At 61.7% G+C, this 19,788-nt stretch carries 33 protein-coding genes; 14 read left to right on the top strand and 19 right to left on the bottom strand.

Annotation, left to right across the window (positions count from 1 at the left end; genetic code table 11):
• Positions 1–8: 8 nt before the first annotated feature.
• The 10 genes from A3AI_RS47695 (at position 9) to A3AI_RS45350 (ending at position 5,349) form a co-directional block, all read left to right on the top strand.
• Positions 9–185 carry a hypothetical protein gene (locus tag A3AI_RS47695; RefSeq protein ID WP_156927843.1) on the top strand — a complete coding sequence of 59 codons (177 nt, stop codon included), beginning with the start codon at positions 9–11 and terminating at the stop codon, positions 183–185.
• 51 nt (positions 186–236) lie between these two features.
• Positions 237–1,088, top strand: a complete 852-nt coding sequence (locus tag A3AI_RS0118285) for a hypothetical protein (protein ID WP_024516981.1) — start codon at positions 237–239, stop codon at positions 1,086–1,088.
• A gap of 563 nt (positions 1,089–1,651) precedes the next feature.
• Entirely contained in the window at positions 1,652–2,005 is a 354-nt protein-coding gene (locus A3AI_RS0118275; RefSeq protein ID WP_024516979.1) for a hypothetical protein, read from the top strand.
• Positions 2,006–2,058: 53 nt separating this feature from the next.
• Positions 2,059–2,190 carry a hypothetical protein gene (locus A3AI_RS49965; protein ID WP_283807249.1) on the top strand — a complete coding sequence of 44 codons (132 nt, stop codon included), beginning with the start codon at positions 2,059–2,061 and terminating at the stop codon, positions 2,188–2,190.
• A gap of 35 nt (positions 2,191–2,225) precedes the next feature.
• The gene (locus A3AI_RS0118265; protein WP_024516978.1) at positions 2,226–2,633 is read left to right on the top strand and encodes a hypothetical protein; all 408 of its coding nucleotides are present in this window, start codon (positions 2,226–2,228) and stop codon (positions 2,631–2,633) included.
• A 42-nt stretch (positions 2,634–2,675) separates the two neighbouring features.
• Positions 2,676–3,095 carry a hypothetical protein gene (locus A3AI_RS0118260; RefSeq protein ID WP_024516977.1) on the top strand — a complete coding sequence of 140 codons (420 nt, stop codon included), beginning with the start codon at positions 2,676–2,678 and terminating at the stop codon, positions 3,093–3,095.
• Positions 3,096–3,134: 39 nt separating this feature from the next.
• The gene (locus A3AI_RS0118255) at positions 3,135–3,347 is read left to right on the top strand and encodes a hypothetical protein (protein WP_024516976.1); all 213 of its coding nucleotides are present in this window, start codon (positions 3,135–3,137) and stop codon (positions 3,345–3,347) included.
• On the top strand, positions 3,347–3,529 hold the full coding sequence (locus A3AI_RS0118250) for a hypothetical protein (protein ID WP_024516975.1): 183 nt from the start codon (positions 3,347–3,349) through the stop codon (positions 3,527–3,529). The genes A3AI_RS0118255 and A3AI_RS0118250 overlap by 1 nt, the downstream gene beginning before the upstream one ends.
• Positions 3,519–4,484 carry a hypothetical protein gene (locus tag A3AI_RS0118245; RefSeq protein ID WP_024516974.1) on the top strand — a complete coding sequence of 322 codons (966 nt, stop codon included), beginning with the start codon at positions 3,519–3,521 and terminating at the stop codon, positions 4,482–4,484. The genes A3AI_RS0118250 and A3AI_RS0118245 overlap by 11 nt, the downstream gene beginning before the upstream one ends.
• 478 nt (positions 4,485–4,962) lie before the next feature.
• On the top strand, positions 4,963–5,349 hold the full coding sequence (locus A3AI_RS45350) for a hypothetical protein (protein ID WP_024516972.1): 387 nt from the start codon (positions 4,963–4,965) through the stop codon (positions 5,347–5,349).
• Positions 5,350–5,694: 345 nt separating this feature from the next.
• Here A3AI_RS45350 and A3AI_RS0118230 read toward each other — a convergent pair whose 3' ends face one another.
• From A3AI_RS0118230 to A3AI_RS45340, 18 genes are all read right to left on the bottom strand, one after another.
• Complete coding sequence (locus A3AI_RS0118230) at positions 5,695–5,937, bottom strand: hypothetical protein (protein ID WP_024516971.1); 243 nt, start codon at positions 5,935–5,937, stop codon at positions 5,695–5,697.
• Positions 5,938–6,195: a hypothetical protein gene (locus A3AI_RS0118225; protein WP_156927842.1), complete on the bottom strand. Its 258-nt coding sequence runs from the start codon at positions 6,193–6,195 to the stop codon at positions 5,938–5,940.
• On the bottom strand, positions 6,176–6,574 hold the full coding sequence (locus A3AI_RS0118220; protein ID WP_024516969.1) for a hypothetical protein: 399 nt from the start codon (positions 6,572–6,574) through the stop codon (positions 6,176–6,178). The genes A3AI_RS0118225 and A3AI_RS0118220 overlap by 20 nt, the downstream gene beginning before the upstream one ends.
• Positions 6,575–6,748: 174 nt before the next feature.
• Positions 6,749–6,937: a hypothetical protein gene (locus A3AI_RS0118215; protein WP_024516968.1), complete on the bottom strand. Its 189-nt coding sequence runs from the start codon at positions 6,935–6,937 to the stop codon at positions 6,749–6,751.
• 5 nt (positions 6,938–6,942) lie between these two features.
• Positions 6,943–7,341, bottom strand: a complete 399-nt coding sequence (locus tag A3AI_RS0118210) for a hypothetical protein (protein ID WP_024516967.1) — start codon at positions 7,339–7,341, stop codon at positions 6,943–6,945.
• The gene (gene thyX, locus A3AI_RS0118205) at positions 7,341–8,051 is read right to left on the bottom strand and encodes an FAD-dependent thymidylate synthase (protein ID WP_024516966.1); all 711 of its coding nucleotides are present in this window, start codon (positions 8,049–8,051) and stop codon (positions 7,341–7,343) included. Before thyX ends, A3AI_RS0118210 begins: the two co-directional genes overlap by 1 nt.
• On the bottom strand, positions 8,051–8,449 hold the full coding sequence (locus tag A3AI_RS45345; RefSeq protein ID WP_024516965.1) for a DUF3310 domain-containing protein: 399 nt from the start codon (positions 8,447–8,449) through the stop codon (positions 8,051–8,053). The genes thyX and A3AI_RS45345 overlap by 1 nt, the downstream gene beginning before the upstream one ends.
• Before the next feature lie 45 nt (positions 8,450–8,494).
• The gene (locus tag A3AI_RS0118195) at positions 8,495–9,397 is read right to left on the bottom strand and encodes a DHHA1 domain-containing protein (protein WP_024516964.1); all 903 of its coding nucleotides are present in this window, start codon (positions 9,395–9,397) and stop codon (positions 8,495–8,497) included.
• Between the two features lie 42 nt (positions 9,398–9,439).
• The gene (locus tag A3AI_RS47690; RefSeq protein ID WP_156927841.1) at positions 9,440–9,859 is read right to left on the bottom strand and encodes a hypothetical protein; all 420 of its coding nucleotides are present in this window, start codon (positions 9,857–9,859) and stop codon (positions 9,440–9,442) included.
• A 48-nt stretch (positions 9,860–9,907) separates the two neighbouring features.
• Positions 9,908–10,123 carry a hypothetical protein gene (locus A3AI_RS0118185; protein ID WP_024516962.1) on the bottom strand — a complete coding sequence of 72 codons (216 nt, stop codon included), beginning with the start codon at positions 10,121–10,123 and terminating at the stop codon, positions 9,908–9,910.
• 3 nt (positions 10,124–10,126) lie between these two features.
• Entirely contained in the window at positions 10,127–10,579 is a 453-nt protein-coding gene (locus tag A3AI_RS0118180; protein ID WP_024516961.1) for a hypothetical protein, read from the bottom strand.
• The gene (locus tag A3AI_RS0118175; RefSeq protein ID WP_024516960.1) at positions 10,576–12,933 is read right to left on the bottom strand and encodes an AAA family ATPase; all 2,358 of its coding nucleotides are present in this window, start codon (positions 12,931–12,933) and stop codon (positions 10,576–10,578) included. The genes A3AI_RS0118180 and A3AI_RS0118175 overlap by 4 nt, the downstream gene beginning before the upstream one ends.
• Positions 12,933–13,118 (bottom strand): hypothetical protein, encoded by a 186-nt coding sequence (locus A3AI_RS0118170; protein ID WP_024516959.1) that lies wholly within the window; start codon positions 13,116–13,118, stop codon positions 12,933–12,935. Before A3AI_RS0118170 ends, A3AI_RS0118175 begins: the two co-directional genes overlap by 1 nt.
• Before the next feature lie 51 nt (positions 13,119–13,169).
• Entirely contained in the window at positions 13,170–13,439 is a 270-nt protein-coding gene (locus A3AI_RS0118165) for a hypothetical protein (protein ID WP_024516958.1), read from the bottom strand.
• A gap of 10 nt (positions 13,440–13,449) precedes the next feature.
• Positions 13,450–13,962 (bottom strand): hypothetical protein, encoded by a 513-nt coding sequence (locus tag A3AI_RS0118160; RefSeq protein ID WP_024516957.1) that lies wholly within the window; start codon positions 13,960–13,962, stop codon positions 13,450–13,452.
• 10 nt (positions 13,963–13,972) lie between these two features.
• Positions 13,973–14,476, bottom strand: a complete 504-nt coding sequence (locus tag A3AI_RS0118155; protein WP_024516956.1) for a hypothetical protein — start codon at positions 14,474–14,476, stop codon at positions 13,973–13,975.
• A 31-nt stretch (positions 14,477–14,507) separates the two neighbouring features.
• On the bottom strand, positions 14,508–15,038 hold the full coding sequence (locus A3AI_RS50265; RefSeq protein ID WP_502685752.1) for a GcrA family cell cycle regulator: 531 nt from the start codon (positions 15,036–15,038) through the stop codon (positions 14,508–14,510).
• A 5-nt stretch (positions 15,039–15,043) separates the two neighbouring features.
• A complete protein-coding gene (locus A3AI_RS45340) occupies positions 15,044–15,484 on the bottom strand; it encodes a hypothetical protein (protein ID WP_024516954.1) in 441 nt (146 codons plus the stop codon).
• A gap of 221 nt (positions 15,485–15,705) precedes the next feature.
• On the opposite strand from A3AI_RS45340, the gene A3AI_RS0118140 reads away from it, so the two are divergent.
• Positions 15,706–15,951 (top strand): hypothetical protein, encoded by a 246-nt coding sequence (locus A3AI_RS0118140; protein WP_156927840.1) that lies wholly within the window; start codon positions 15,706–15,708, stop codon positions 15,949–15,951.
• 11 nt (positions 15,952–15,962) lie between these two features.
• On the opposite strand, the gene A3AI_RS0118135 is transcribed toward A3AI_RS0118140, so the two are convergent.
• Complete coding sequence (locus A3AI_RS0118135) at positions 15,963–16,214, bottom strand: hypothetical protein (protein WP_084800961.1); 252 nt, start codon at positions 16,212–16,214, stop codon at positions 15,963–15,965.
• A gap of 16 nt (positions 16,215–16,230) precedes the next feature.
• On the opposite strand from A3AI_RS0118135, the gene A3AI_RS0118130 reads away from it, so the two are divergent.
• The 3 genes from A3AI_RS0118130 (at position 16,231) to A3AI_RS42995 (ending at position 19,770) form a co-directional block, all read left to right on the top strand.
• Positions 16,231–16,983, top strand: coding sequence for a helix-turn-helix domain-containing protein (locus A3AI_RS0118130; RefSeq protein WP_198030141.1), 753 nt, complete (start codon positions 16,231–16,233; stop codon positions 16,981–16,983).
• Positions 16,984–17,442: 459 nt separating this feature from the next.
• Complete coding sequence (locus A3AI_RS0118125) at positions 17,443–18,465, top strand: YqaJ viral recombinase family protein (RefSeq protein WP_024516950.1); 1,023 nt, start codon at positions 17,443–17,445, stop codon at positions 18,463–18,465.
• Between the two features lie 33 nt (positions 18,466–18,498).
• On the top strand, positions 18,499–19,770 hold the full coding sequence (locus tag A3AI_RS42995) for a hypothetical protein (protein WP_024516949.1): 1,272 nt from the start codon (positions 18,499–18,501) through the stop codon (positions 19,768–19,770).
• Positions 19,771–19,788: the final 18 nt, after the last annotated feature.

The following is a 19,788-nucleotide window of genomic DNA, read 5'->3' as shown; positions in this document are numbered from 1 at the left end:
GTCACAGCATGGCCGACACGATCTACAGCAACACGCATGGCGGCTGGATCGCCATGTATACCGATCGGCTTGGTGTATGGCGCATCGCCCGCGATGCCCGCGGGCTGCCGATCGCATGCGATACGGCGGAGCTTGCTCGCTCCGTCGCAAACTGCAGGCGGCAACGCCTGACCATCTGGAACTGAACCACCCACCACCAACGCGGTTTCGCAGACCGCATCACAAGGAGACCATCCATGACTGAGATCAAAGCTTCCACCATCCGCCCCGGCCTGCTCGTCGTTCTCAAGACCTCCCTCACTGGCAACGTCTCGTACATCAAGAACACGATCGAGGCCGACACGCTCGACGAGGAAGGCAAGCTGCGAGCGAAATGGGAGACCGAGCGCACGGTTGCCGATCCGGCCGAGCACGAGGAGGCCACGAAGATCCGCAACCGCGCGCGACAGGTCATCTCGAACCTGTGCGTGCAGACGGCTTTCGGCCTGCTCTGTCCTGAAGAGCGAGCCGATCAGCTTGGGGAGAGAGTGACCGAGGCCCAGTCCTTGGCTGAGGAGTTTAACGCTCGCGCCAAGACCACGCGCATCGGTATCTACGTCATCCCGGGTCGCGTGGCCGCGGACGATGCTCAGGCCGCGCGCGCCATCAACAGCGAGGTCCGTGATTTGATCGGGCTCATGGAGGCCGGCTTGCAGAACCTCGATGTCAAGAAGGTGCGCGATGCCGCCGACAAGGCCCGATCACTCGGCGCCATGCTCTCGCCCGCGCAGCAGGAGCGCTTGTCCGAGGTCGTTGCGGTTGCCCGCAAGGCCGCGACCGCCATCAACAAGGCCGGTGAGCAAGGAGCGGCAGAGATCGACCTGGCCTCGATCCGCAAGCTGACTGAAGGCCGGGGAGCGTTCCTCGACCTCGACGCCGAGCACAAGGAAGTCGAGGCCCCCACCCACGAGGGTCGCGCGATCGACCTGGCACCGGTCGAGATCGAGCAGCCGGCAGAGGCGGCCGTGCCCGTCGTCGAGATTGAGACCGTCGATCTACAGGCCGACACCAGCGTGCCGGAAGCCCCAGTGCCAGCGCTCGAGTTCTGAGTGAGCGGAAATGGTTGCGTCATTCGGTTCGATCAGAACCGACCTCACGGGCCAGCGCTTTGGGCGCTGGCTCGTCCTCTCCTACTCGCACAGCAAGTCATACGCCAAGGGAAAGAGTCAGGTCTTTTGGCTGTGCCGATGCGATTGCGGGACGGAGAGCCCAGTGCAGCGCAGGTTCCTCACCGCCGGACAGTCCAAGCAGTGCAAGGCGTGCAGAAACCAAGCGCTTTCACGCATCAACACGCGCCACGGTCAATCTGAGACCATCAAGAAGAAAGCTACGCCAGAGTACGCGGCGTGGTCTGCCATGATCCATCGTTGCGAACGACCGAGTTACCGCGGCTTCCATCGATATGGAGGTCGCGGGATCAAGGTGTGCGAGCGCTGGCGCAACTCATTCGAAGACTTCCTCGCGGACGTAGGCCCGCGACCAAGCCCCACTCACTCGCTGGATCGTTACCCTGATAATGACGGGAACTATGAGCCGGACAACTGTCGGTGGGCGACCAAGCGAGAGCAGAACCTCAACAGACAAAACCCGTGGATCACAAGGAGAAAGAACAATGCCATGCGACAGCAAGCCCTTCAGACCGCAGCAGACATTGGCGGAACGCAAGGAGGAGGTGCGGCGGACGGTTGAGAAGTTCGCTCGCGGTCTCGCTGACGGCACCGTCAAGGCGGTTGTCGGACCCCAGGGGGCAATTGCCTTCACTGGGGTTCCGAACTCCGAGCGAAACGGCGTAACCGATTCCTGCGTATATCGCAGGCTGCTCGCGACCGGCTCCGCCATGGCACGGCAGCAGATCGCGCGCGCCGAACAGCTGGCAGGCCGGCGCGTCGATCAGAAGGTGGTGGCCGGCGGCACCCACGGCCACTTCGACAGCAATGGGAACGTGTCGTGGCACAAAGGGCATTAGGTCGTCAGACCATTCTGGTCGACCACTACTTCCGTGGCCGACCAGTCCTCGCCATGACTCAGGATAGATCTGTCTATCAGCGGTCCGACGGCAGCTACTTCATGCACGACAACGCCCGTCAACGAAGGACCATCGTCAGACGCGACGATGGATCGTTCTACCTGCTCGACGAATACAACCCGTAACCCGCCCTTCGCAGAGGGCAATCAAGGAGACCACAATGCCTGTTGAACTGACCGAACCAGAGTGGAGCGTGATCAAAAAACTGTTGCTCTCTAAGCACATTGAGTTCGGCATCGGCGCCGAACTCGAGAAGGACCTGACGGAGGAAGAGGATGAAATCCTCTGGGGCGTCATTAACAAATTCAAGGGGCCTCCTCCGAAGCCGCACGCGCTGAGAAAATTCAAAGTGCGCGTGCAGCGCTACGTCGAGGAGACGGCCACGCTCGAGGTCGAGGCCGTTAGTCCCAGTCACGCTGCCTCCATCGCGAGTCGACTGATGAAGGATCGCCCTGAAGCAATAACCTCTTGGGAAGCCGGCGACGACATTCTCGATGAAGGAAACATGGGGTACGGCGGCGTCTACGCCGTGCTCGATAAGGACGGCGACACCGTCTGGGAACGATAGTTCAACCAACGCCGCTCGCAGCCGGCAATCAAGGAGACCACCATGAGCGAGAAACGAAAGATCGACGTCAGCAAGGAACTCTACGACGCCATTCGTAAGGTCCTGGTCGCCGAAGGCCAGTCGGGGACCATCATCGAGCGCAAGCCGGTCTACACGATCGAGCTCGCCGACGCGGTTTTCGAATACGATACGCGTCGGGACGACTACCCGAAATATATGATGGCCACTACGGCCATTCACCTTCTTGGTGATATCTCAAGCGATACGCCGGACATCTGCCACATCGAGCGGGAAGAAGGCGACGACTATATTGGGGCCTGGGTGACGGGATTCGGCTTCATCAACGTGCGCTTCCCCAAGGCCACCACGCGCGATCTCACACCCGAGGAGGTCGAGAAGTACGACGGCAAGCAATATCGGATCGGATCGCAGCCGTCGTTTGCACTCCGCGTCCGCAAATAATTCCAACCGCCGGTCGCAGCCGGCATCAAGGAGACCAACATGAGCATCATTGAATATACCGAAGGCCGATCGCGGGCCTCGCTCCTGCTCCACCGACACCGTCAGGAGGCGGGCCTGGAAGGCGACGACGAGATCATCCTGATCCATCTCCTGGGCGACCTCATCGAGTGGTGCGACGCTCATCGCGTCGACTTCGACTCCACGATCGAGAGCTCCCGCGAGATGCTTCGCGATTGCACGAGCCTGCCGTAATGACCAAGCTCAGTAAGCGCCGCCTCGAAGCCATCGAGGAGGCGCTGCACGCGCGCCTCGCCGGCCACCTCGACGACACCAATATCCCACGCGAGTTCTACGAAGGAGCCCTCGCGTGGGCAGAGCAGCAACTCGAGCGCCGCTCGCAGGCGGCAGACAAGGAGACCAAACATGAGCGATAGAGAACAGGCGCCCGCGGGCGCTCATGCCCAACAATCGCGGCTGAAGCGGCCAGATAGCATTTATGGCCGGTTTCATCTCGAAAACTGGACCGATGACGACTTTGCCAAGCACACTGCGGCGACACGCAAAACGCTCGCATACCTGATCGAATTGGAAGATGCGCTTGCGCACCGCTCCCCGGCAGGGACGGATGCTGTATCAGTCGAATTGATGCAGCGCGTCTGGGCAAACCTCTATTTCAACGAGGAAGACGCCGGCAACACGTTCCAGCAGACGCTAAACGAGGTCGTGGACTGGCTGGCCGCGCGCAACGCCCTGCCAAGCGGCGAGCCCCACCCCGCAGCCAGTGCTCCTGAGCCCGAAGACGACTGTTCATGCGGCGGCGGCGAACTGAGCGGACATGACGGCATGTGCCCCTATGCCCACGAACCCGCAGCCAGTGCGGCGCAGGAGGCGGTGGCGTGGCAATGGCGCGCCTGCATCAGCGGGCAGTGGGGATCATGGCTATACCTGAATGATCCGATCGAGAAATTCCGCCAACTCTTCGCCTTCAATCTCGACAATGGCACTTACGAAGTTCGGCCCCTCTATGCCGCTCCCTCTCAGTCGCAGCCTGAGACGGACGACCTAGCCGGCAAGCTTCGCGCTGCACATCAAGACAAGCTCAAGCTATGGGAGGCAATTGCCGGCGGTCCCGAACCGCGCTGCCGTGACTGTGCGGACTTCAATGGTCGTTGCCAAGGCGACGGATTGCCCTGCGAACCCCAAGAGCGCGCCTTGAAGCGCGTGAGGCTCATGCGCGATCTGGTCGAGCAACTGACACGCACGCTCGAACAGGCGCAGTGCTGCATTCTTGGCGACACCCCGGAGGGAATGAGCCACGAGGACGCGCGGCTGGACACGCTCGAAAAGATTAGAGCGCAGATCTCATCGACTGATGGGACGCGGACATGATCGCCGAGATCAAGCCAAAGGCCATCAAGCCGGAGCCTGTGCATACGGCGCAGTGCAGCTCGCCAGTGGACCCTCCGACACACGCCACCATGTGGCGCCGAGATCGCTATTTGCGGTTAAGGCCACACATGGACCCGGACAGGTGCCAGCGTGAAAGCACCGTTGAGATCGACGGTAAACCATATTGCCGGCTTCACGCCGGCGGCATAGCGCTGGACCGATGGCTGAGCGGCAAGCTGCGGCCATAAAAAAAGTTGGCCCCGGAGTTCGCAGCTCCGGGGCCGGTGTCTCAAGGAGCCGCAAGGAGACCATCCCAGCTCTCCACCAGAGACACTCACTTCTTAAGCCGAGCACCACGTTGGTGCAAGCGCCAGCAACACCGATCCACCAAAACCGTCCCCCGCCCGGTCTTGGTATTGCCCTTCAGGCGGGGTTCACCTGAAACCAAACAAGGAGACCAAGGGATGCGATTGCAACGATGATGAAAGCACATTCGATCAAGGAGCTCTTGGCAGCGGTCCGGCGCCTGCCGGCCACCATGCCGGAGACGGACCGTTTGTATAAGAGCGGATACCCGACCCACCAGGATCACTGGCTTGGCTGGGCGGGAGATTACAACTCGGAAGATGGCGGGTATTACGGCAGGTCGGACACGACCGTCACTGACGCCCGCACGCTGTACCAGAGACTCAATTGTGGGCCCATGATTCTTTGGCTTGTGGAAGCCTTGGGTGTGAGTCCGGTGCAGATCCGGATGGCCATCAACGACATGAACAAGAAAGGCAACGGTCGCGCTCAGACCGAGGCCAAGATTGCGCGAGAACATTTTCCGTGGGAGCGCGTAAGCCTGCTTCTGTTCAAGTGAGGATGGGGGGCCGTTGGCGATGGGTTTCGACCCAGTGCCAACGGCCTTTTATTTGCCCATTTGGCGGTATTTAGGTATTCTATTTATATCCGGGTAAAATAGCCCATTTCCCGGCAGTTCGGGCCCCTAAAAGCGGGCCCCTCGGGGCCCGGTTCCCCTTGTCCGGTCACGGGTAGCGGGCCCCTCGCCTAAGCGGTTCCCTGCCTGCCCTGCCAAGCCTGCGGGCCCTGCCATATGGCAGGGTTTCCCCTGCTTTCGGGCCCCTCATCCGGGCCCGGTTTGTGCACTGCAAAAGGGGCGGTTCCGGGCCCTTGGCTAGGTCCCATGGCCCCTTGGCAGGGCCCCTCACAACAAGGCTAGTTGCGCGTCCGCCAAGGCTTGCTTGCGCTCTTGCGTTTTGGCTTTCGCGGCGCCGCCGGTGAAAGCGTCCTTGCCCTCTTGCGTGATGCCGTATCGCTTCCACCTCGCGATGGTGACAAGGCCGCGCCGGTGCAGCGACTTGCCGACGTTCGTGCCGACGCTGATAGTAGCGCCCTCCTCCATGAGCAGGCCCAGGAAGTGGCGTTCGCTGTGCGTTAGCTTGATCATTCAGCTGATCCCCGCGGCACGTTCGATCGCCTCGCGCTTCAGCCGGTCCCAGATCCGCCACCAGCGGGCATCGAAATGCACGCCAGCCTCGGGGCCGTAGCGACGCCATCGTTTGCGTAGGCGACCCCAGACGCGGCGCTGCGCCTTCGGGATCAGCGGCCAATGATTTCCGCAAATCCATTCCGCCTTGAACCTCTTGGTGGTGCGGCGACAGAAAGGCACCACGCAGCGGGCGCGATCAGTCGAGGTAGCAGTCATCGTCGCACCCCTCGTCCATGTCATCGAGCTCGGCGCGCAGCTCGTCTTGCTGCCGATTGATGCAGGCACCGCAGACGCGGTAGACGCGGCCGCTCAACCCCTCCTCGAAATCGCGGGCATCGCGGAGATCAGTCGCATCATTCTTGCACCACTCGCATTTGCCTTTGCGGCGTTCAGCGGCTTCGGGCGAGTTCTTGTAGGCGCGGTGATCGTCGAGGCACTCCTTGCACATGTCGTGCATCTCGCAGCCGAACGAGTCGGTTTCGCCCTGCACCCGCGCGATCGCAGGGCGGTCGGGATGTCGGTCGCACATCTGCCCGTCAGGCACACCGTGCATGGCGCCGGCGAGCGTCGATATTGGTCCGGTCACATCAGCCATCAGGCCCTCCAAAAGAAAAAAAAACCGGGAGCGATACGCGGAATGTCGGCGAGGTCGGCAAAGCGGGTTGGCTACCCGACGCCCACGGCCCGTTTCTCGTCTCCCGTGGCTGCACGCTGGCAGCGCGCTAGTGACCCGCCGACGGGCGTTGAACTCCCCGGCAGGATTCGGAAATCAGGTCGCCGGACACGGATGCGCGGCGACGGCCTGGTCGAGCGAGTAGCCCCGCTCGTGCTCGGCCAACGTCACGATCTGGATGACGTTCTCCTGCATCACCTTCCAGTCGATCGAAGAGCGCGGGTCCATGAGACGCAGCTGTGCCGTCGGCCCCTTGTTGCCGCGCAGCCAAACCAGAAACCCCATATCCCTCATAGGATCGCCCCCATGCTTGGCAGCCATCGCGAGACGTGCGGCAGGTTCCAGAGCTTGTCGTGCAGGCGGCGGCGCCGGCGGTTTCTCGCGCTCTTGCAGGTGCGGCAGCGCCTGACCTTGGCGCCGCTAGCGGCGACCTCCCAGCTCGTGTTTTTCTCGCTCATGAGATGGCCGTTCCTGCAGTGGGATTTGCCGGGAGAGGCCTTGGTGGTCTCCCTTCGTTGGCTGCGGGCACGCGTGAGCACCTTCTCGCGCCGATTGGGGTCGTTGCGATACCGCAGCTTGTCACGCACCCGCTGGCAGGTGAGGCAGGCGCGGCTCTTGCCGCTGCGTCCGGTGTTTTCCGGCGTGAACGCGTGACCTTGTTTGCAGTGGGTTTGAGGAAGCCGCCCCATCAGATCTGTTCCTCCCACGCCGCCACACAGACCGGCACCATCGGGCGGATTAGCTTGAGGATCGCCTCGGCAAACACGCGTATTTCGTATTGCGCGTGCTCGTGCGTCCGCAGGTTCAGGAAGTGAAGCAGATTGTGCAGGTCGCACTTCCAGAACATGTGCGAATAGGTCGCCAGCGGAAGAACGTTCCTGGCGAGTTCGCGCGGCCAACCGGCCGCGAGCAGCGCCCGATAGGTCCGGAACGAGTTTTGGCACGACTCCACATAGGCGCCGATCTGCCCGCACAGATCCTCCGGCAAGGGGTCGCCTTCCTTGATGAAGATACGCGCCTGCTTCGACGACAGCGACTGCACCCCGACGTGACGCTGCAGCGGCACATAGAACACCTCCGGCAGTTCACGGTAGCGAGCGGACAGCTCGTTGATCGTGGCCGTCCGGTGCCGGTGCCACTGACGGAACACCGAGATCGGCGCCATCACCTCGAACTGAAACTCCACGCTCTCGAATGGCGTCGTGTGCCGGTTACGCATCAGGTAGTGGATAAGGCGGTGATCCGACCCCGTGTCCTCGCCAGCCCGCCATGCGGCGTCGTAAGAAACCCTCGCCGCGCGAACAACGGAAAGATCGTTACCAAGGTGGTCAACGAGGCGCACGAACCCATGGTCGAGCACGTCGATCTTGGTCTCCGGGAGAATGCTGATCTTGTCCATCAGGCAATCTCCAGTAGCTTCTTCAGAGTCGAGCGGAGCGGGTTGCGCGAAGCCATTTTGAACATGGCGCCGCGGATGCCATCTCGCAGGATCTGAATCTTGGCGGCCTGCGCAAAGATGATCTTGCCGTCAGCCTCGGCCTGCTTGGGGTTCACGACTGGCGCGGTCGGCAGATTGACGGTCTTGATGAACTCGGCGAGCCGGTTCGCGTACCAGGATGATTTCGCGTAATCTTCCGCGCCGTTCTTGGCGTTGGCACGCGACTGGTACTTGATGACGTTGCCCTTGAGGAAGCCGACGACTTCCTGCGGCGTCAGCCACGCCTCCAGAACCTTGATCGTTTCGAACGGATTGTCCTTGCCGCCATAGTGGGCGGGATTGTTTACGTTGTCTGTCACGTTGGTCTCCTTGGTTTAACCCGCTGCGAACGGGTGGTTTTCAGATCACTTGGTCTCGTTACCGAGACTGTCGACAGGCCGATGGGCAACACCACGCAAGGCAAAGCCGGCCGCGGCCTTGTGGCCGCCACCGCCGAACTGTTTTGCCACCGCGCTGACATCGAAGTCGCCGCGCGAGCGCAGCGAATACTGGAATTTGCCCGGCTCGACCTCGAAGTAGCAGGCGCCGAAGGCCGCCCCTTCCCGGTGGGACAGCTCGCCCGCCACCTCGCTTGCGGCGAAATACGGCGCGTTCGCGATGCAGACGAGATGGTTGCCGAGCTTGGCCATGTAGGCGTGGCTCTTCAGCTCCTCGACGCGCTGGCGGTAGTAGCGATTGATCGAGTACCCCTCCTCAATCAATGAGCTCACGCCCCTCTCGATCAACATATCCCAGACCATGAAGTCCTGCGGGTAGGACGCCAGCGCGATCGAGAACTGGTCGCCGAAAGCCTTTTGCTTGCGCCAGAGGTCGCGGTCCTGGACATATTCGATGAAGTCCGGGCGCTCGCCGGCGACGAAATAGTCCCAGGCAATCGCCGCGCCTGAACGGTCCATGTCGAACAGGGCGTGCATCGCGTTCGGCGAATTGCATTCGCGTTGCCACGCCAGCATGGCGGCCGGGTTGTACGGTCCATCGAGTGGCGGCGGCAGCGAGGCAAGGTCCTCCTGCGCCGTCTTGTGGTGATCCAAGATCAGGATCGTGGCGGCCTTCGACGCCATCTCATGCAGGACGTGCGCCTTGTAACTAAAGTCGACGAGGATGACGTCGCGCCCGTCGCACGGCGGCGGGTCCTTCTGGTAGACGCCGGGATAGAACTCGACGGCATCGCCAAGCGCCTTGCGGACGCACCATGCGGCCGCATATCCATCGGGACAGCCGCCGTGGTAGATGCAAAGTGTTTTCATATGCTGGTCTCCTTGGTTGAACCCGCTGCGAACGGGTGGTTTTCAGATACGACGGTAACGATACGATCCCGACGACACCCAGCGCTCGCGCACCCGGTGACCGTCATTGCCCGACAACAAAAGGATCTGGCCGGGGCGCACATCGCGCACGAGGCCGACGTGATGGTTGCGCACCGCGATTGCGCCGGCCTCGGGCGCGCTCAGCGCGCTGCCTACGCGGAACCATGACGCGGCAAGCCATAGGACCCGCTCGTTCGCCATGTGGAGATATCTGGCGAGGAAACACCCGCACCACGCGCTCGGGCATCCCGCTGGACGACTACCTTCCACCTCTTGGGTGTGGCTCACCTCATGATGATATGCACGATGATGGTGACGATGGTGATGGTGCGAGCGCGCGCTGGCGCTTGATCCGACGCCGAGCGCGAGCGCGGCGACGAGCACGATATAACGAAGCTTCACTAGTCTGGTCTCCTTGGTTGATCCCGCTGCGAACGGGATGGTCGAAAGTCAGCATTGCAGTGTGTGGTAAAGGCCGTTGAGTGCGTCCACCTCCTTTTCGCTGAGGCCAAGCTTGGCGTAGGCGTCGCGCGAATGGCTGCCGAGCAACTTGATGGCGGCAACCCGCGCAAGGTTCGTCAGCACAAAGCAGGACTCGCCCTCAGCCAGAACCGCGGGGTCAATGTTATTGTTGAGGTCGGTGTAAAGGTGCCTTGAGTTGCGCACGGTTCATGCCCTCACCGGTACGCGGTCCTGCTTCAAACCGCGCGAGATGACCTTCAGCCCCTCACGCACGAAGGAGGGGATCTCTGCCTCCTCAATATCGAAGGTCGTGCTCGCCCAGAATCCGACGGCCTGCGCGGTCTCGCGATCGTTGAGCAAATACCGCATCGGCCAGGCGAGAGCCTCGGTGGCGCGCTCGATCTCGACGCTTGATGGCTGGATGACGACGCGGTTCTGCTCGCGCTCCCATTCGCGCAGCGCAGCCTCGCCGCCGACCTGCATGATCTCGTTCTTGAGCGCATGCAACTCGGACGGCGTCATCGGGTTGTACGTCGGCCAGATCGTGCCGTATTCCTTCGGCCAAACCCGCATCGGCATGCGGCGGATGGTAGAGGCCGCCTCAATCAGGCGCACGCCCACCATCTCATGGTGCCAGGCGACTTCGATAGTCTCGCTCATTCCATCGCTCCCGCAAATTCCGGCTCCACGGCCGGAGATGGCGGCGGCATCTCGCCGACATCGTCACCGATCTCCGACCAATCCATCTCGTCGCCGCTTTCGTCTGGCGCCTCGACGACATCTCCCGGCGCCGGCTCCTCCGGCGGCGGCTCTGGCCGCCGCTGCTCGCCCTTGATCCGCTTACCTGTGATCCAGATCCATGGGTTGTTGCGCGCAATGATGCCGTTGCGGACGAGGAAATCGTTGGAGCGTGACAGCGCCTTCTTGATCGCGTCCTCCGAGTCGTCCTCCGCTGCGAAATATTTAAGGTATGCGGGCCTGATGAACCGGCTGTTGACCACGCGTTGGATCGACTTGGGCAGGCCGAGGCTTGGGGGCGTCGGCACGCCGTTCTCCTCCAGGGCCCGCTGGATGGCCCGATAGACGTTGGCGCGCTGGTCGGTGAGCGCGATGCCGATCTCCTCGACGGCCTTGTCAGCGGCGCGCGAAGCCGGCGTGTCGATCCATTCGACCACCGCCCCTGGGACCGGCTGATTGTCCTCGTCGTAGCTCGATATGACGCCGCGCAGGTAGAAGTCGGTGACCTCGCCGTCCTCGCCCTCGCGCTGCTTGGTGTTCTGGATGAAACGGCGCTCCCTCATCCTGTCCCCGTCGCGGATCTTTGGCGGGGCGTCCTTCAGCGTGTAGTCGTATTTCCCGACCCGGAAGGCGGTCTCGAATGCGGCGAACAGCGAGGTGTGACCGCGGGGCCCCGTGCCGGAGGCGTTCATGTGGTGCACCAGCCAGAGCCCGCAGTTGCACTCCTCGCGGATGCGGTCGAGGCGCGACATCACGAGACCAACTTCCTTGCCGTTGATCTCGTCCATGCCAGGCGTGGTCTTGTTGAAGGTATCGATGACGACCGCTTCGAGCTCGAGCTGATCGTCCGGGAAGCGCTGGTTCCACATGGCAACCAACGCCTTGATCTCAGCGATCAGGTCGATCGCCTGCTGCTCGTTGCCGAACAGATCAAACTTCTTGGTCAGACAGAAGAACGGCAGCACCTCGTTTTCGGAGATGCCCTTGCCGGTGGCGTAGCCTGCGAAACGAGTGTCGACGAAGCCGTCGCCGGCCTCTGCTGCGCAATAGACGATGATGCCGCGCCTAACCTTGCGCCCGAGATAGTCTCCACCGCGCGCAACAGCCATCGCCATGTCATGGGTGAAGAAGCTCTTGCCCGACTGGCTCGCGCCGTAGATCAGTACGGTCTCGCGACGCGGGATCATGCCCTTGATGATGTACTCGTACCGCTTGCGATTCCCGCGCGGGTCTCCCCACATCACCGCGCCGAATTTGGAGATGAACGCCTTCGGTTTGAATGTGAGGTCGAGATAGACCTGATATTCCGCAAGCGTCATCGCCTGCGATTCCGCCAGCCGATAGAGTTCAGCCGAGGTGCCGCCGGCCTCGATCCAGTCGGTGGCGTCGCCCTTAACCGGAAGGTTCGGCAGCGAGAGGATGCGAACCCGCTTGGCAACACCTGCGAGCTTGGAGGCGACCAGCTTGGCATGATCCTGCCCGGGCAACTTCGGGCGCCCGTCAGGATGCCATTGCAGCTCGCCGGTCTTGGAGTTTCTCGTCTGCGGATCGTTGTCGGCCAGGACGACGACGTCAGCATCCTTGAAGTATGGCGTGAGTTCGTCAGGCCATTTGCCGGCACCTCCGGCATTGGTCGACGCCGGGACGCCGAGGGCGCAGACGTTGTCGACATCCTTCTCCCCCTCTGGAAGAAAGATCATCCGCTCATCGGCGAGCGCCTCGACCAGCTCCGGCAGGCGGTACGGCACCTGGGTGATGCCGTCGCGCTTCCACACCCAGCCGCCCTTGATGTCCTCCTTGGGATCGTCGGGCCGCGGCTTCCTGCGCTGCAGGAAGTTCTTGGGCTCCATGCGGCAGACCTGAAAGACGAGATCGCCGGCCTCGTTCGTATAGTCGTAGGCCTTGACGAGCTGGGGGCGCGCCTTCGGCTGCTCTCTTGGTTCGTCCCTTGGCGGGTCCTGCGGCGGCGGGTTGCGATCGGGAGCGCGCGAGGGCGCCGACTGTCGCTGCTGCGGGCGCCGGTCCTCGATGTCCAGGCCAAGCGTCGAGCGCATCCAGTCGATGGCCTCGCCGTTCTTTAACCCCTTCTCGCGCTCGATCAGTGCGAGCACGCCGCCGCTCTGCCCGGCCTCCCAGTCATCCCAGAAGCCGGTTTTCAGGTTGATCTTGAGTGAACCGTTCTTTCCGTAGCGCAGCTCGTCAGACTTGCGCGACGTCGGTTTCCCAAAGAGAGCCTCGGCAACCGGCTCGATGTAGCGGCCCAAATCGTCCGGCATCAGTGATCCAACACAGCGGCGTAGAGCCCATGATTGACAACGGTGTCGATGATCTCGGCGGCGAGATCGTCGTATTCGACACCGCGGCGCTTTGCTTCCGCCCGAAGATCCTCAGAAACGCGCGACGCTACCGGAACACGTACGAACGACCTGCGCGCCTCGCGCGCCTCGATCCCCTTCGGCATTGCAATCCCCCACCTTCCCCAAGACCAATTTCAAAACGGCTGCATGAAATCTCACGATGGCTTGCCCTTCCTGGCCGCCATCACCTTGCTGATGTCCTCCTTGTTGGTGATCAGAAAATCCACGATGTTGCAGAAGGCCAGCCGCTGACGCACCACGCGTTCGCGCCGGGCGATGTCATCGGGCGTCGCATCAGGCTGCGCCTTGATGGCATCGCGCATCAGGACCGCGTCGTCGTAATCCTTGAGCGCCATGTCCCAGATGTGCTGGTTGGTGACGGGCATCTTGTCGGCCGGAAGCCGCTCGGTGTTGACCTGTCGCATCTCAACCCCCTTAGCGCGGACGAACCGCCCCACCCTGAAACATCTTCATGTGCGTGAAGATGGAGTTTTGCTCGATCGCGGGAGAGCGTGGTGCAGCCTCCTGCTTGTCGGCAAATATCTGAAGATCGCTCACGGCCTTGCCTGAAGGATCGCGCCCCTCGGCTTCCGCAAGTGCAGCCTTGGCGATCTTCTTGACGGCGTTGTCCTCGGAGTGCGCCCATGCAAATCCAGAGATCTGTACGGAGAAGCGCTCACGCTCCGGCTCCAGAAGACGGTCGAGCTCGGCCTGCGAACGAGGGAATGTGCCGTTGATTGGCCGCTCCTTCGGCATCTCGCCGCGCATGACCTGAAACATATTCGGCTTGAGCCGCATCACCTCGGTGGTGGTCGAGGACCGCGGCAAGTCCAGCCGCATCAGGACCTGGTCGGAGGCCGTCTCGTTCGATGACGCCATCACGATGACCTCTCCGAAATCGATCGTGCGTTCCTTGTGGTGACGAAATTTGACGCTGTAGAGCTGCATGCTGTCTCCCCTACCCAACGATGCCGTATGGCGCGTACTCTGCGCCGGTCCACATCCAGACGCCGCCGGCGTCGGCTGCATTATCGTCGTCTGCGTCCCAGCCGAGCTGGGCGCACAGATCCATCATTGCTTTCTTGCCGGCTTGGCGAGACCCGAGCTTCGCGGTACCGAGCGCCACCTTGCGCCACGTTGCGACCGCGCACGGCATGACCTTCAGTCCATGCAGTTGCGCGACGCCAACGAGCGCGCCGTAGAGGCCGTGCATCAGAACCGTGGTGTCGTAGTTGCTCTCGCCCTTCTTGTAGAAGGGGCGCTCGATGCCGACGGCGACAGCCCCGCTCTTGCGGATCAGTCCATCGAGCAGCTGCGCGCCGCCGCCGAACACGTCCTCGTGCGGCGTTGAGTCCTTGCCGATGATGATGGTCGAAAGGCTTGGCCTGCCGCCGATAGGTCCGACGGCGCAGCCGAGCTTACGGCTCGGATCGAGCCCGATCACAACGGGTTTGCTGGGCATGGCGGGTCATGACCGCCACGCGGAATACCAGCTACGCTGCTTCGGCCTTGAATGTCCCTTGGGCATGGCTGGTCTCCTTGTTTTCAGTCGCCTGCCTGAAGTGGCAGAGGCACCAGGGTCCTGCGAAGACCCTCGCGCCGCAGTACCGGTACGGAGGGCGATCTGCGAAATCTCCCAACGGCCAGTGGCATAGATCAGAGTTAAGCTCGTAAATCGAAACGCTAGTCTCCGACGGTTTAGCCGGAGTAAATTTCGTGATGGGCAGCGTCGCCTCCGGCGACATCACCGGAGTAGGCACCCTCACGAACCCCTTGGGTGCGGGGGTAGTATTCTTTGGCGCGAGATAAGACCTTGGCTGCGGCTCCCGCTTCGGCTTTGCGGGCGCAAAACTCTTGTTCTTGAGCTGGATGCCCCTCCGCGTGCAGATGCCGACCACCGCATTCTTCGTGACGCGCCGGGCTGTGGCCGCGCTCAACTTGGCGGCGATCTCGGCCGAACTGTCACCCTTGTCCGCAAGATTGCGGACCATGGCGATGTTGTCGTCGCTCCATATGTGCTGCACCCTATTCACGATCGGCAGCCCCGCTGCCGTCCGACATGCATTCCGAAAGGAACGCCGCGGAGAAGGCTGAAGCAAGCATCAAGGCGGTGCACGACCTCACGAGACAGCGGAGAATCCGATACCGCCATGCGCTTACGAAGCGTCTTGAGCGCTTCCTGAGCGACCAACATCTCAGTCGCGTCCGCCACGTAGCGCAGCCTGTCGATTTCGTTGTCGTCAATTCGTCTGGCCTCCCCATACCAAAAGTCCTGTGTTCGCGAAGTCGAGAAGCCGAGCCGGTCTGTCGCGCGGTTGATGGCTTCCTTGACGGAGTCACCGGCCGGGCACGGCTCCGCGCACCGACGCACGAGCGCTTTTGCTTCGTCCGCCTTGGAGGCGAAGGCCGGAGACGAAAATTCCGAGATTTTCAGATGTACGGATTGTATGGTGGGCGTCATTAAAGCCATGCGCGACCCTCTGTTGATTGAGGCCCGCGCTGGAAGGCCCCCGTGAAATTACGGCGTCGATCTAAAGTTGTGCGTTTAGATTTTGAATCGTTTGACGACAAAAAAGTAGGCGTAAAAATTAAGGTAATGAGCGATGCGTTGCGTGGCGTACAAAATCCTCTTGCGTGCAGCGGCATGTCGCTGCCATATTCCCGCCGCTTCGGCGACGACAAGAAGATCAATTGGTCAAAGTGGTGGCGACAATGGGTGCGGTGGGGCAGACCGCAGGAGAAACAACTCCTGTGCTGGAGATCAAGAGCGTGAGTTACCGATACGTCGGTGGCAAGTTTCTCATCTCGCTGATTCTCAGCGATGGATCTCGGACCGCCTACACGATCAGGACCGAAGCTTACATGCGCGCCGTCAGCCGCAAGCAGCAGCTGATCAACGAGCACCTGGCGGAAGTCCTTCGCGACGTAGCTGGCTGAACTCGACTTCATCAGATCGATCTCGACTTGCTCGGATGTTGCTCAGGCGGCAGATGATCGTCTGCGGCCACCAGTCCGTTGGTGAGCTTCCTGATTCGCGCGACCATTGGCGGTCGCGGGTGGCGCTGAAACTTGCGATAACGGTTGATGTTCTGCCGACTGGTCCCAACCTTTTCGGCGAAATCGATCTCGACTTGGTTCCAGCTGGTCTGCCCAGAGCGAAGACCGGGGTAGGTCTTCAAGAGATAGTCTTGAAGGAACATGGATTCGTCTTGCGTGATGGGTGCGGCCAGCGACACGCAAAATTGCACCAAGTCGGTGAAGTGTCAAGCGGGCATTTTCACCAATCCGGTTTCGATGACTGACTTGCACCAATCTGGTACTTTTTTCAGCATTGGAAAGCAGAGAGGATTAATGCTGGACCGTAGAAAGGACCGAGCGCCGCCGGAGAGGCTCATTGAGATGCGAAATGAGCGCGGCTGGTCACGCGAAACGGTCGCCGGGAAGGCCGGCACCTCGCAACAACAGATTCAAAAACTGGAAACGGGGCAGCGTCCGATCGATCTGGCGTGGGCGCAGCGCATTGCCAAGGCTTTCGGCTGCTCGCCCGCCGAGATCGGGTTCACGGCCGGCGTGGTGCCGCTAGTCGGCGCCGTCCGCAAGGGGTTGCGGATCGAGATGTTCGATGAACCGAAAGGCAAGATTGCAACCGGCGTCGAGGTCTCAGCCGACACCGTGGCGCTCGAGCTGACCGACGATGCCGGCGCCTCGCTCGGCCAGTACCTCCTGTACGACAAGAGCTACCAGCGCGAGCTCGTCCACGCTGATTTCAAGCACAACGGCAGGACCGACATGCTGGTCGTGCGTGCCAACCACCGCCCCCTCCTCCTGCGGGAGGTCTCAAGGGAGACGCAGGACCATCGCTACCGACTAACGGGCCCCGCCGGCATAGAGCCGATCCGAAATGTCGGCATAGTCTGGGTCAGCGATATCATCGGCTCCTACTTCGCGACCCCCGTCACCTGGGAGTAGTTTTAAAAGTTTTATAAAACGGGGACATTGAAAGTGGACATTGCGGGGACATCGTCCCTGGCACGACTTTTGCTATTAGACAAACAATAGATAGTAGACTCTAAGACACATACAGATCTCAGTAATTGGAAAGAGATTTATCGAATTAAATAGGCGGCCTTCAGGGCCGCCTTTTTTCATACCCGATAGAATCTTTGCTTTGAGGGATGCGCGCGAGTCGATGTCCCCGACGTCCCCCGATGTCCCCGTCAGGAATGGTTGACACCCACAACGAATATATTTTTTCACCAATTTGGTTCGATTGCCGCTTGACCATTTCACCGAGTTGGTGCAAGTGTTGCGTCGCTGACGGAGACCAAACCCCAGTCGTCCACCTCGAACACTCGCCCGCCCGAAGCTGATCCCCCACCGTTTCGCAGACGGTGCAGCTCTCCGGCGGGCGGGCAAGGAGACCAAACCTTGAGCGAAGTTGATTCGTTCCGGTCCATCGGCGATGTCGCCATGGGCATCGTCCGCGAGCTGTCCCTCGGCGACGTCGAGATCCACAAGGTCGATCCCGTAAGAGACCGGGAGGGCTGGCTGAAGCTGCGCCAGAAGGACGTCACGGCGTCCGACGTCGCTTCGATTGCTGGCGTCGGTTACCGGTCTCCGCGCGAGGTCTGGGCTGATAAAACCGGCCAGATCGGCCAGAAGGCCGATACCCCCGTTCTGCGGCGCGGTCGCCGCTTCGAGCCCTCGTTGTGGGCCACGATCAAGGAAGAAAACCCCTCCTGGGAAATCCGCGCCGGCAAGGTCTACTTGCGCGCGCCTTCCTTGCGCTTTGGCGCGACCCCCGACGCCATGGCGATCGATCCGGAGCGTCCGGGCCTGATCCTGATCCAGGGCAAGGTCGTGGCGAAGCCGGTGTTCGTGGCTGACTGGCTCGGCGGCGACCGCGAGGGGACGAACCCCATCGTCCCCCTTGGCTACCAGCTGCAGACGCTGGCCGAGACCATGCTTGCTTCGATTGCGTTCAAGCAGGTGATCCACCCCTACGTCGCGGCATGGGTGATCGACACCTTCAGCGAGGACCTGAAGATGATCCCGCTCGTGCGCCACCCCGTGGCCGAGCAGAAGATACTCGAAACCGTCAAGGGCTTCTGGGACCTGTTGGATGCGGGCGGCGTACCTGCAATCGACCCGACCCGCGACCACGACCTGGTCCGCAAGCTCTATCCGGTCGACGACGGCAGCATCATCGACTTGTCGAGCGATAACCTGCTCCCCGACCTGTTCGACGAGCGCAAGAAGCTCGGCGAGGTGATCAGCTCAAGCGAGAAGCGCCGCGATGAGATCTCCACCGAGATCATGGCCAAGATCGGCGCCGCCACGTTCGCGCTGATTGCTGGCGGCCGCAAGCTCTCGCTCAAGGTCACCAACGTCAAGGAACAGCAGCGCGCTGCCTACAGCTTCCGCTCATTGCGGGAAGTGAAGGTCAAGTAACACCCAACGGATTTTTCAACGGAGATGAATTGAATGAACACTCAGGTTCTCGACAAGGACGACAGGCTGCGCTCACTGGACGAGTTTGCCAACGTGGCGCCGACGAACAATAACAACCTCCCGGCGGCGCCGTCCGTGGCGGCGATTTCGGCCGAGCGCATCGTAGGCGCGCAGCCGGTTGCCGTTCACCGCAATGAGACGGTTGTGCTGCAGAAGCTCGCCGCGCTGGGCGCGGCGGCCGGCGACGACTGGTTCTATCGCTTTCCAGTGAAGAACCGTCGCAAGGGCACCACAGATTACATTGAGGGGCCCTCGATCAAGCTCGCCAATGACCTCGCCCGCATCTACGGCAACTGCGAGGTGCAGACGCGCGTGCTCGACCTCGGCGCAAGCTGGCTGATCTACGCCCGCTTCTCCGACTATGAGACCGGCTTTGCGCTGGAGCGCCCATTCCAGCAGACCAAGGGCGGTGCCAAGCTCGGCGGCGACGACGACGCGCGCCGTCTTGATATCGCGCTGCAGATCGGCGTCTCCAAGGCCTGCCGCAACGTCGTGGTGAACGCGTTGCAGACCTTCGCGGACTACGCCTTCGATGCTGCCCGGAACTCGCTGGTCGAAAAGATCGGCAAGAACCTGCAGGGTTACCGCGACCGTGTCGTCCAGGGCATCGCCAATCAGGACATCGAGCTTGTGCGCGTCGAGCTTGTCATCGGCAAGCCCGCCAAGGACTGGACAGCGCCGGATGTCGCGCGCGTGATCGCCCTGATGAAGGGGATCGCTGATGGTATGGCCACGGTCGACGAGACCTTCCCCGCGCGTGAGGCGGAGAAGTCCGACGCTGGAGCCAAGCTCGACCAGTTCGCCAACAGCGGAGAGAAGGCCGGAGACGGCACCGACAAGGGCCATGGCATGCGCGTTAACCCAGACTTCGGCCAGACCGATAGCGCATCCAAGGAATATCAAGACAAGGTCACCGGCAATACCGGTGAGCAGCCAGATCAAAATTCGCAGACCTCGGATGCGGGCCCCACCCCCTCCGTTGCCGGGGACGCGAAGGGTGGCGCCGAGGCGGGAAACAGCGGCCAAGCTTCTAACGCCTCGTCGTCACCCACTCCCAGGACTGCCGAAGAATATCGGGACTACGCCATGGCCTGGATCGCCGAGCAGACCAGTGCGGAAGAATGTCGTGCCCGCTGGTCGCGCGAGAAGGACATGCGCAAGACATGCGGCGTCTCTGCAACCATCACAGCAGAGCTGGACGCGCTGATGAAGGCGCGTGTGCAGGAGCTGAAGCAGGCGTCGTAGCAGGATTGCGGTGTGAGC

It is taken from the genome of Bradyrhizobium sp. Tv2a-2 (assembly GCF_000472425.1).
Taxonomy (GTDB): Bacteria; Pseudomonadota; Alphaproteobacteria; order Rhizobiales; family Xanthobacteraceae; genus Bradyrhizobium.
This window is presented reverse-complemented; position numbering and strand designations above follow the sequence as displayed.

Coding starts and splice junctions, on each gene's coding strand:
- A3AI_RS0118215 (WP_024516968.1), bottom strand. CDS start 6,937: ATGGGGTTTCTGGTTTGGCTGCGCGGCAACAAGGGGCCGACGGCACAG.
- A3AI_RS0118180 (WP_024516961.1), bottom strand. CDS start 10,579: ATGAGCGAGACTATCGAAGTCGCCTGGCACCATGAGATGGTGGGCGTG.
- A3AI_RS0118155 (WP_024516956.1), bottom strand. CDS start 14,476: ATGCCCAGCAAACCCGTTGTGATCGGGCTCGATCCGAGCCGTAAGCTC.
- A3AI_RS49965 (WP_283807249.1), top strand. CDS start 2,059: ATGACTCAGGATAGATCTGTCTATCAGCGGTCCGACGGCAGCTACTTC.
- A3AI_RS42995 (WP_024516949.1), top strand. CDS start 18,499: ATGAACACTCAGGTTCTCGACAAGGACGACAGGCTGCGCTCACTGGAC.
- A3AI_RS0118225 (WP_156927842.1), bottom strand. CDS start 6,195: ATGACTGCTACCTCGACTGATCGCGCCCGCTGCGTGGTGCCTTTCTGT.
- A3AI_RS0118130 (WP_198030141.1), top strand. CDS start 16,231: ATGGGTGCGGCCAGCGACACGCAAAATTGCACCAAGTCGGTGAAGTGT.
- A3AI_RS0118165 (WP_024516958.1), bottom strand. CDS start 13,439: ATGCGACAGGTCAACACCGAGCGGCTTCCGGCCGACAAGATGCCCGTC.
- A3AI_RS0118230 (WP_024516971.1), bottom strand. CDS start 5,937: ATGATCAAGCTAACGCACAGCGAACGCCACTTCCTGGGCCTGCTCATG.
- A3AI_RS0118170 (WP_024516959.1), bottom strand. CDS start 13,118: ATGCCGAAGGGGATCGAGGCGCGCGAGGCGCGCAGGTCGTTCGTACGT.
- A3AI_RS0118220 (WP_024516969.1), bottom strand. CDS start 6,574: ATGGCTGATGTGACCGGACCAATATCGACGCTCGCCGGCGCCATGCAC.
- A3AI_RS0118275 (WP_024516979.1), top strand. CDS start 1,652: ATGCCATGCGACAGCAAGCCCTTCAGACCGCAGCAGACATTGGCGGAA.
- A3AI_RS47695 (WP_156927843.1), top strand. CDS start 9: ATGGCCGACACGATCTACAGCAACACGCATGGCGGCTGGATCGCCATG.
- A3AI_RS0118195 (WP_024516964.1), bottom strand. CDS start 9,397: ATGAAAACACTTTGCATCTACCACGGCGGCTGTCCCGATGGATATGCG.
- A3AI_RS0118265 (WP_024516978.1), top strand. CDS start 2,226: ATGCCTGTTGAACTGACCGAACCAGAGTGGAGCGTGATCAAAAAACTG.
- A3AI_RS45340 (WP_024516954.1), bottom strand. CDS start 15,484: ATGGCTTTAATGACGCCCACCATACAATCCGTACATCTGAAAATCTCG.
- A3AI_RS0118210 (WP_024516967.1), bottom strand. CDS start 7,341: ATGGGGCGGCTTCCTCAAACCCACTGCAAACAAGGTCACGCGTTCACG.
- A3AI_RS45350 (WP_024516972.1), top strand. CDS start 4,963: ATGATGAAAGCACATTCGATCAAGGAGCTCTTGGCAGCGGTCCGGCGC.
- A3AI_RS0118135 (WP_084800961.1), bottom strand. CDS start 16,214: ATGTTCCTTCAAGACTATCTCTTGAAGACCTACCCCGGTCTTCGCTCT.
- A3AI_RS0118175 (WP_024516960.1), bottom strand. CDS start 12,933: ATGCCGGACGATTTGGGCCGCTACATCGAGCCGGTTGCCGAGGCTCTC.
- A3AI_RS0118255 (WP_024516976.1), top strand. CDS start 3,135: ATGAGCATCATTGAATATACCGAAGGCCGATCGCGGGCCTCGCTCCTG.
- A3AI_RS0118260 (WP_024516977.1), top strand. CDS start 2,676: ATGAGCGAGAAACGAAAGATCGACGTCAGCAAGGAACTCTACGACGCC.
- A3AI_RS0118160 (WP_024516957.1), bottom strand. CDS start 13,962: ATGCAGCTCTACAGCGTCAAATTTCGTCACCACAAGGAACGCACGATC.
- thyX (WP_024516966.1), bottom strand. CDS start 8,051: ATGGACAAGATCAGCATTCTCCCGGAGACCAAGATCGACGTGCTCGAC.
- A3AI_RS0118285 (WP_024516981.1), top strand. CDS start 237: ATGACTGAGATCAAAGCTTCCACCATCCGCCCCGGCCTGCTCGTCGTT.
- A3AI_RS0118245 (WP_024516974.1), top strand. CDS start 3,519: ATGAGCGATAGAGAACAGGCGCCCGCGGGCGCTCATGCCCAACAATCG.
- A3AI_RS0118250 (WP_024516975.1), top strand. CDS start 3,347: ATGACCAAGCTCAGTAAGCGCCGCCTCGAAGCCATCGAGGAGGCGCTG.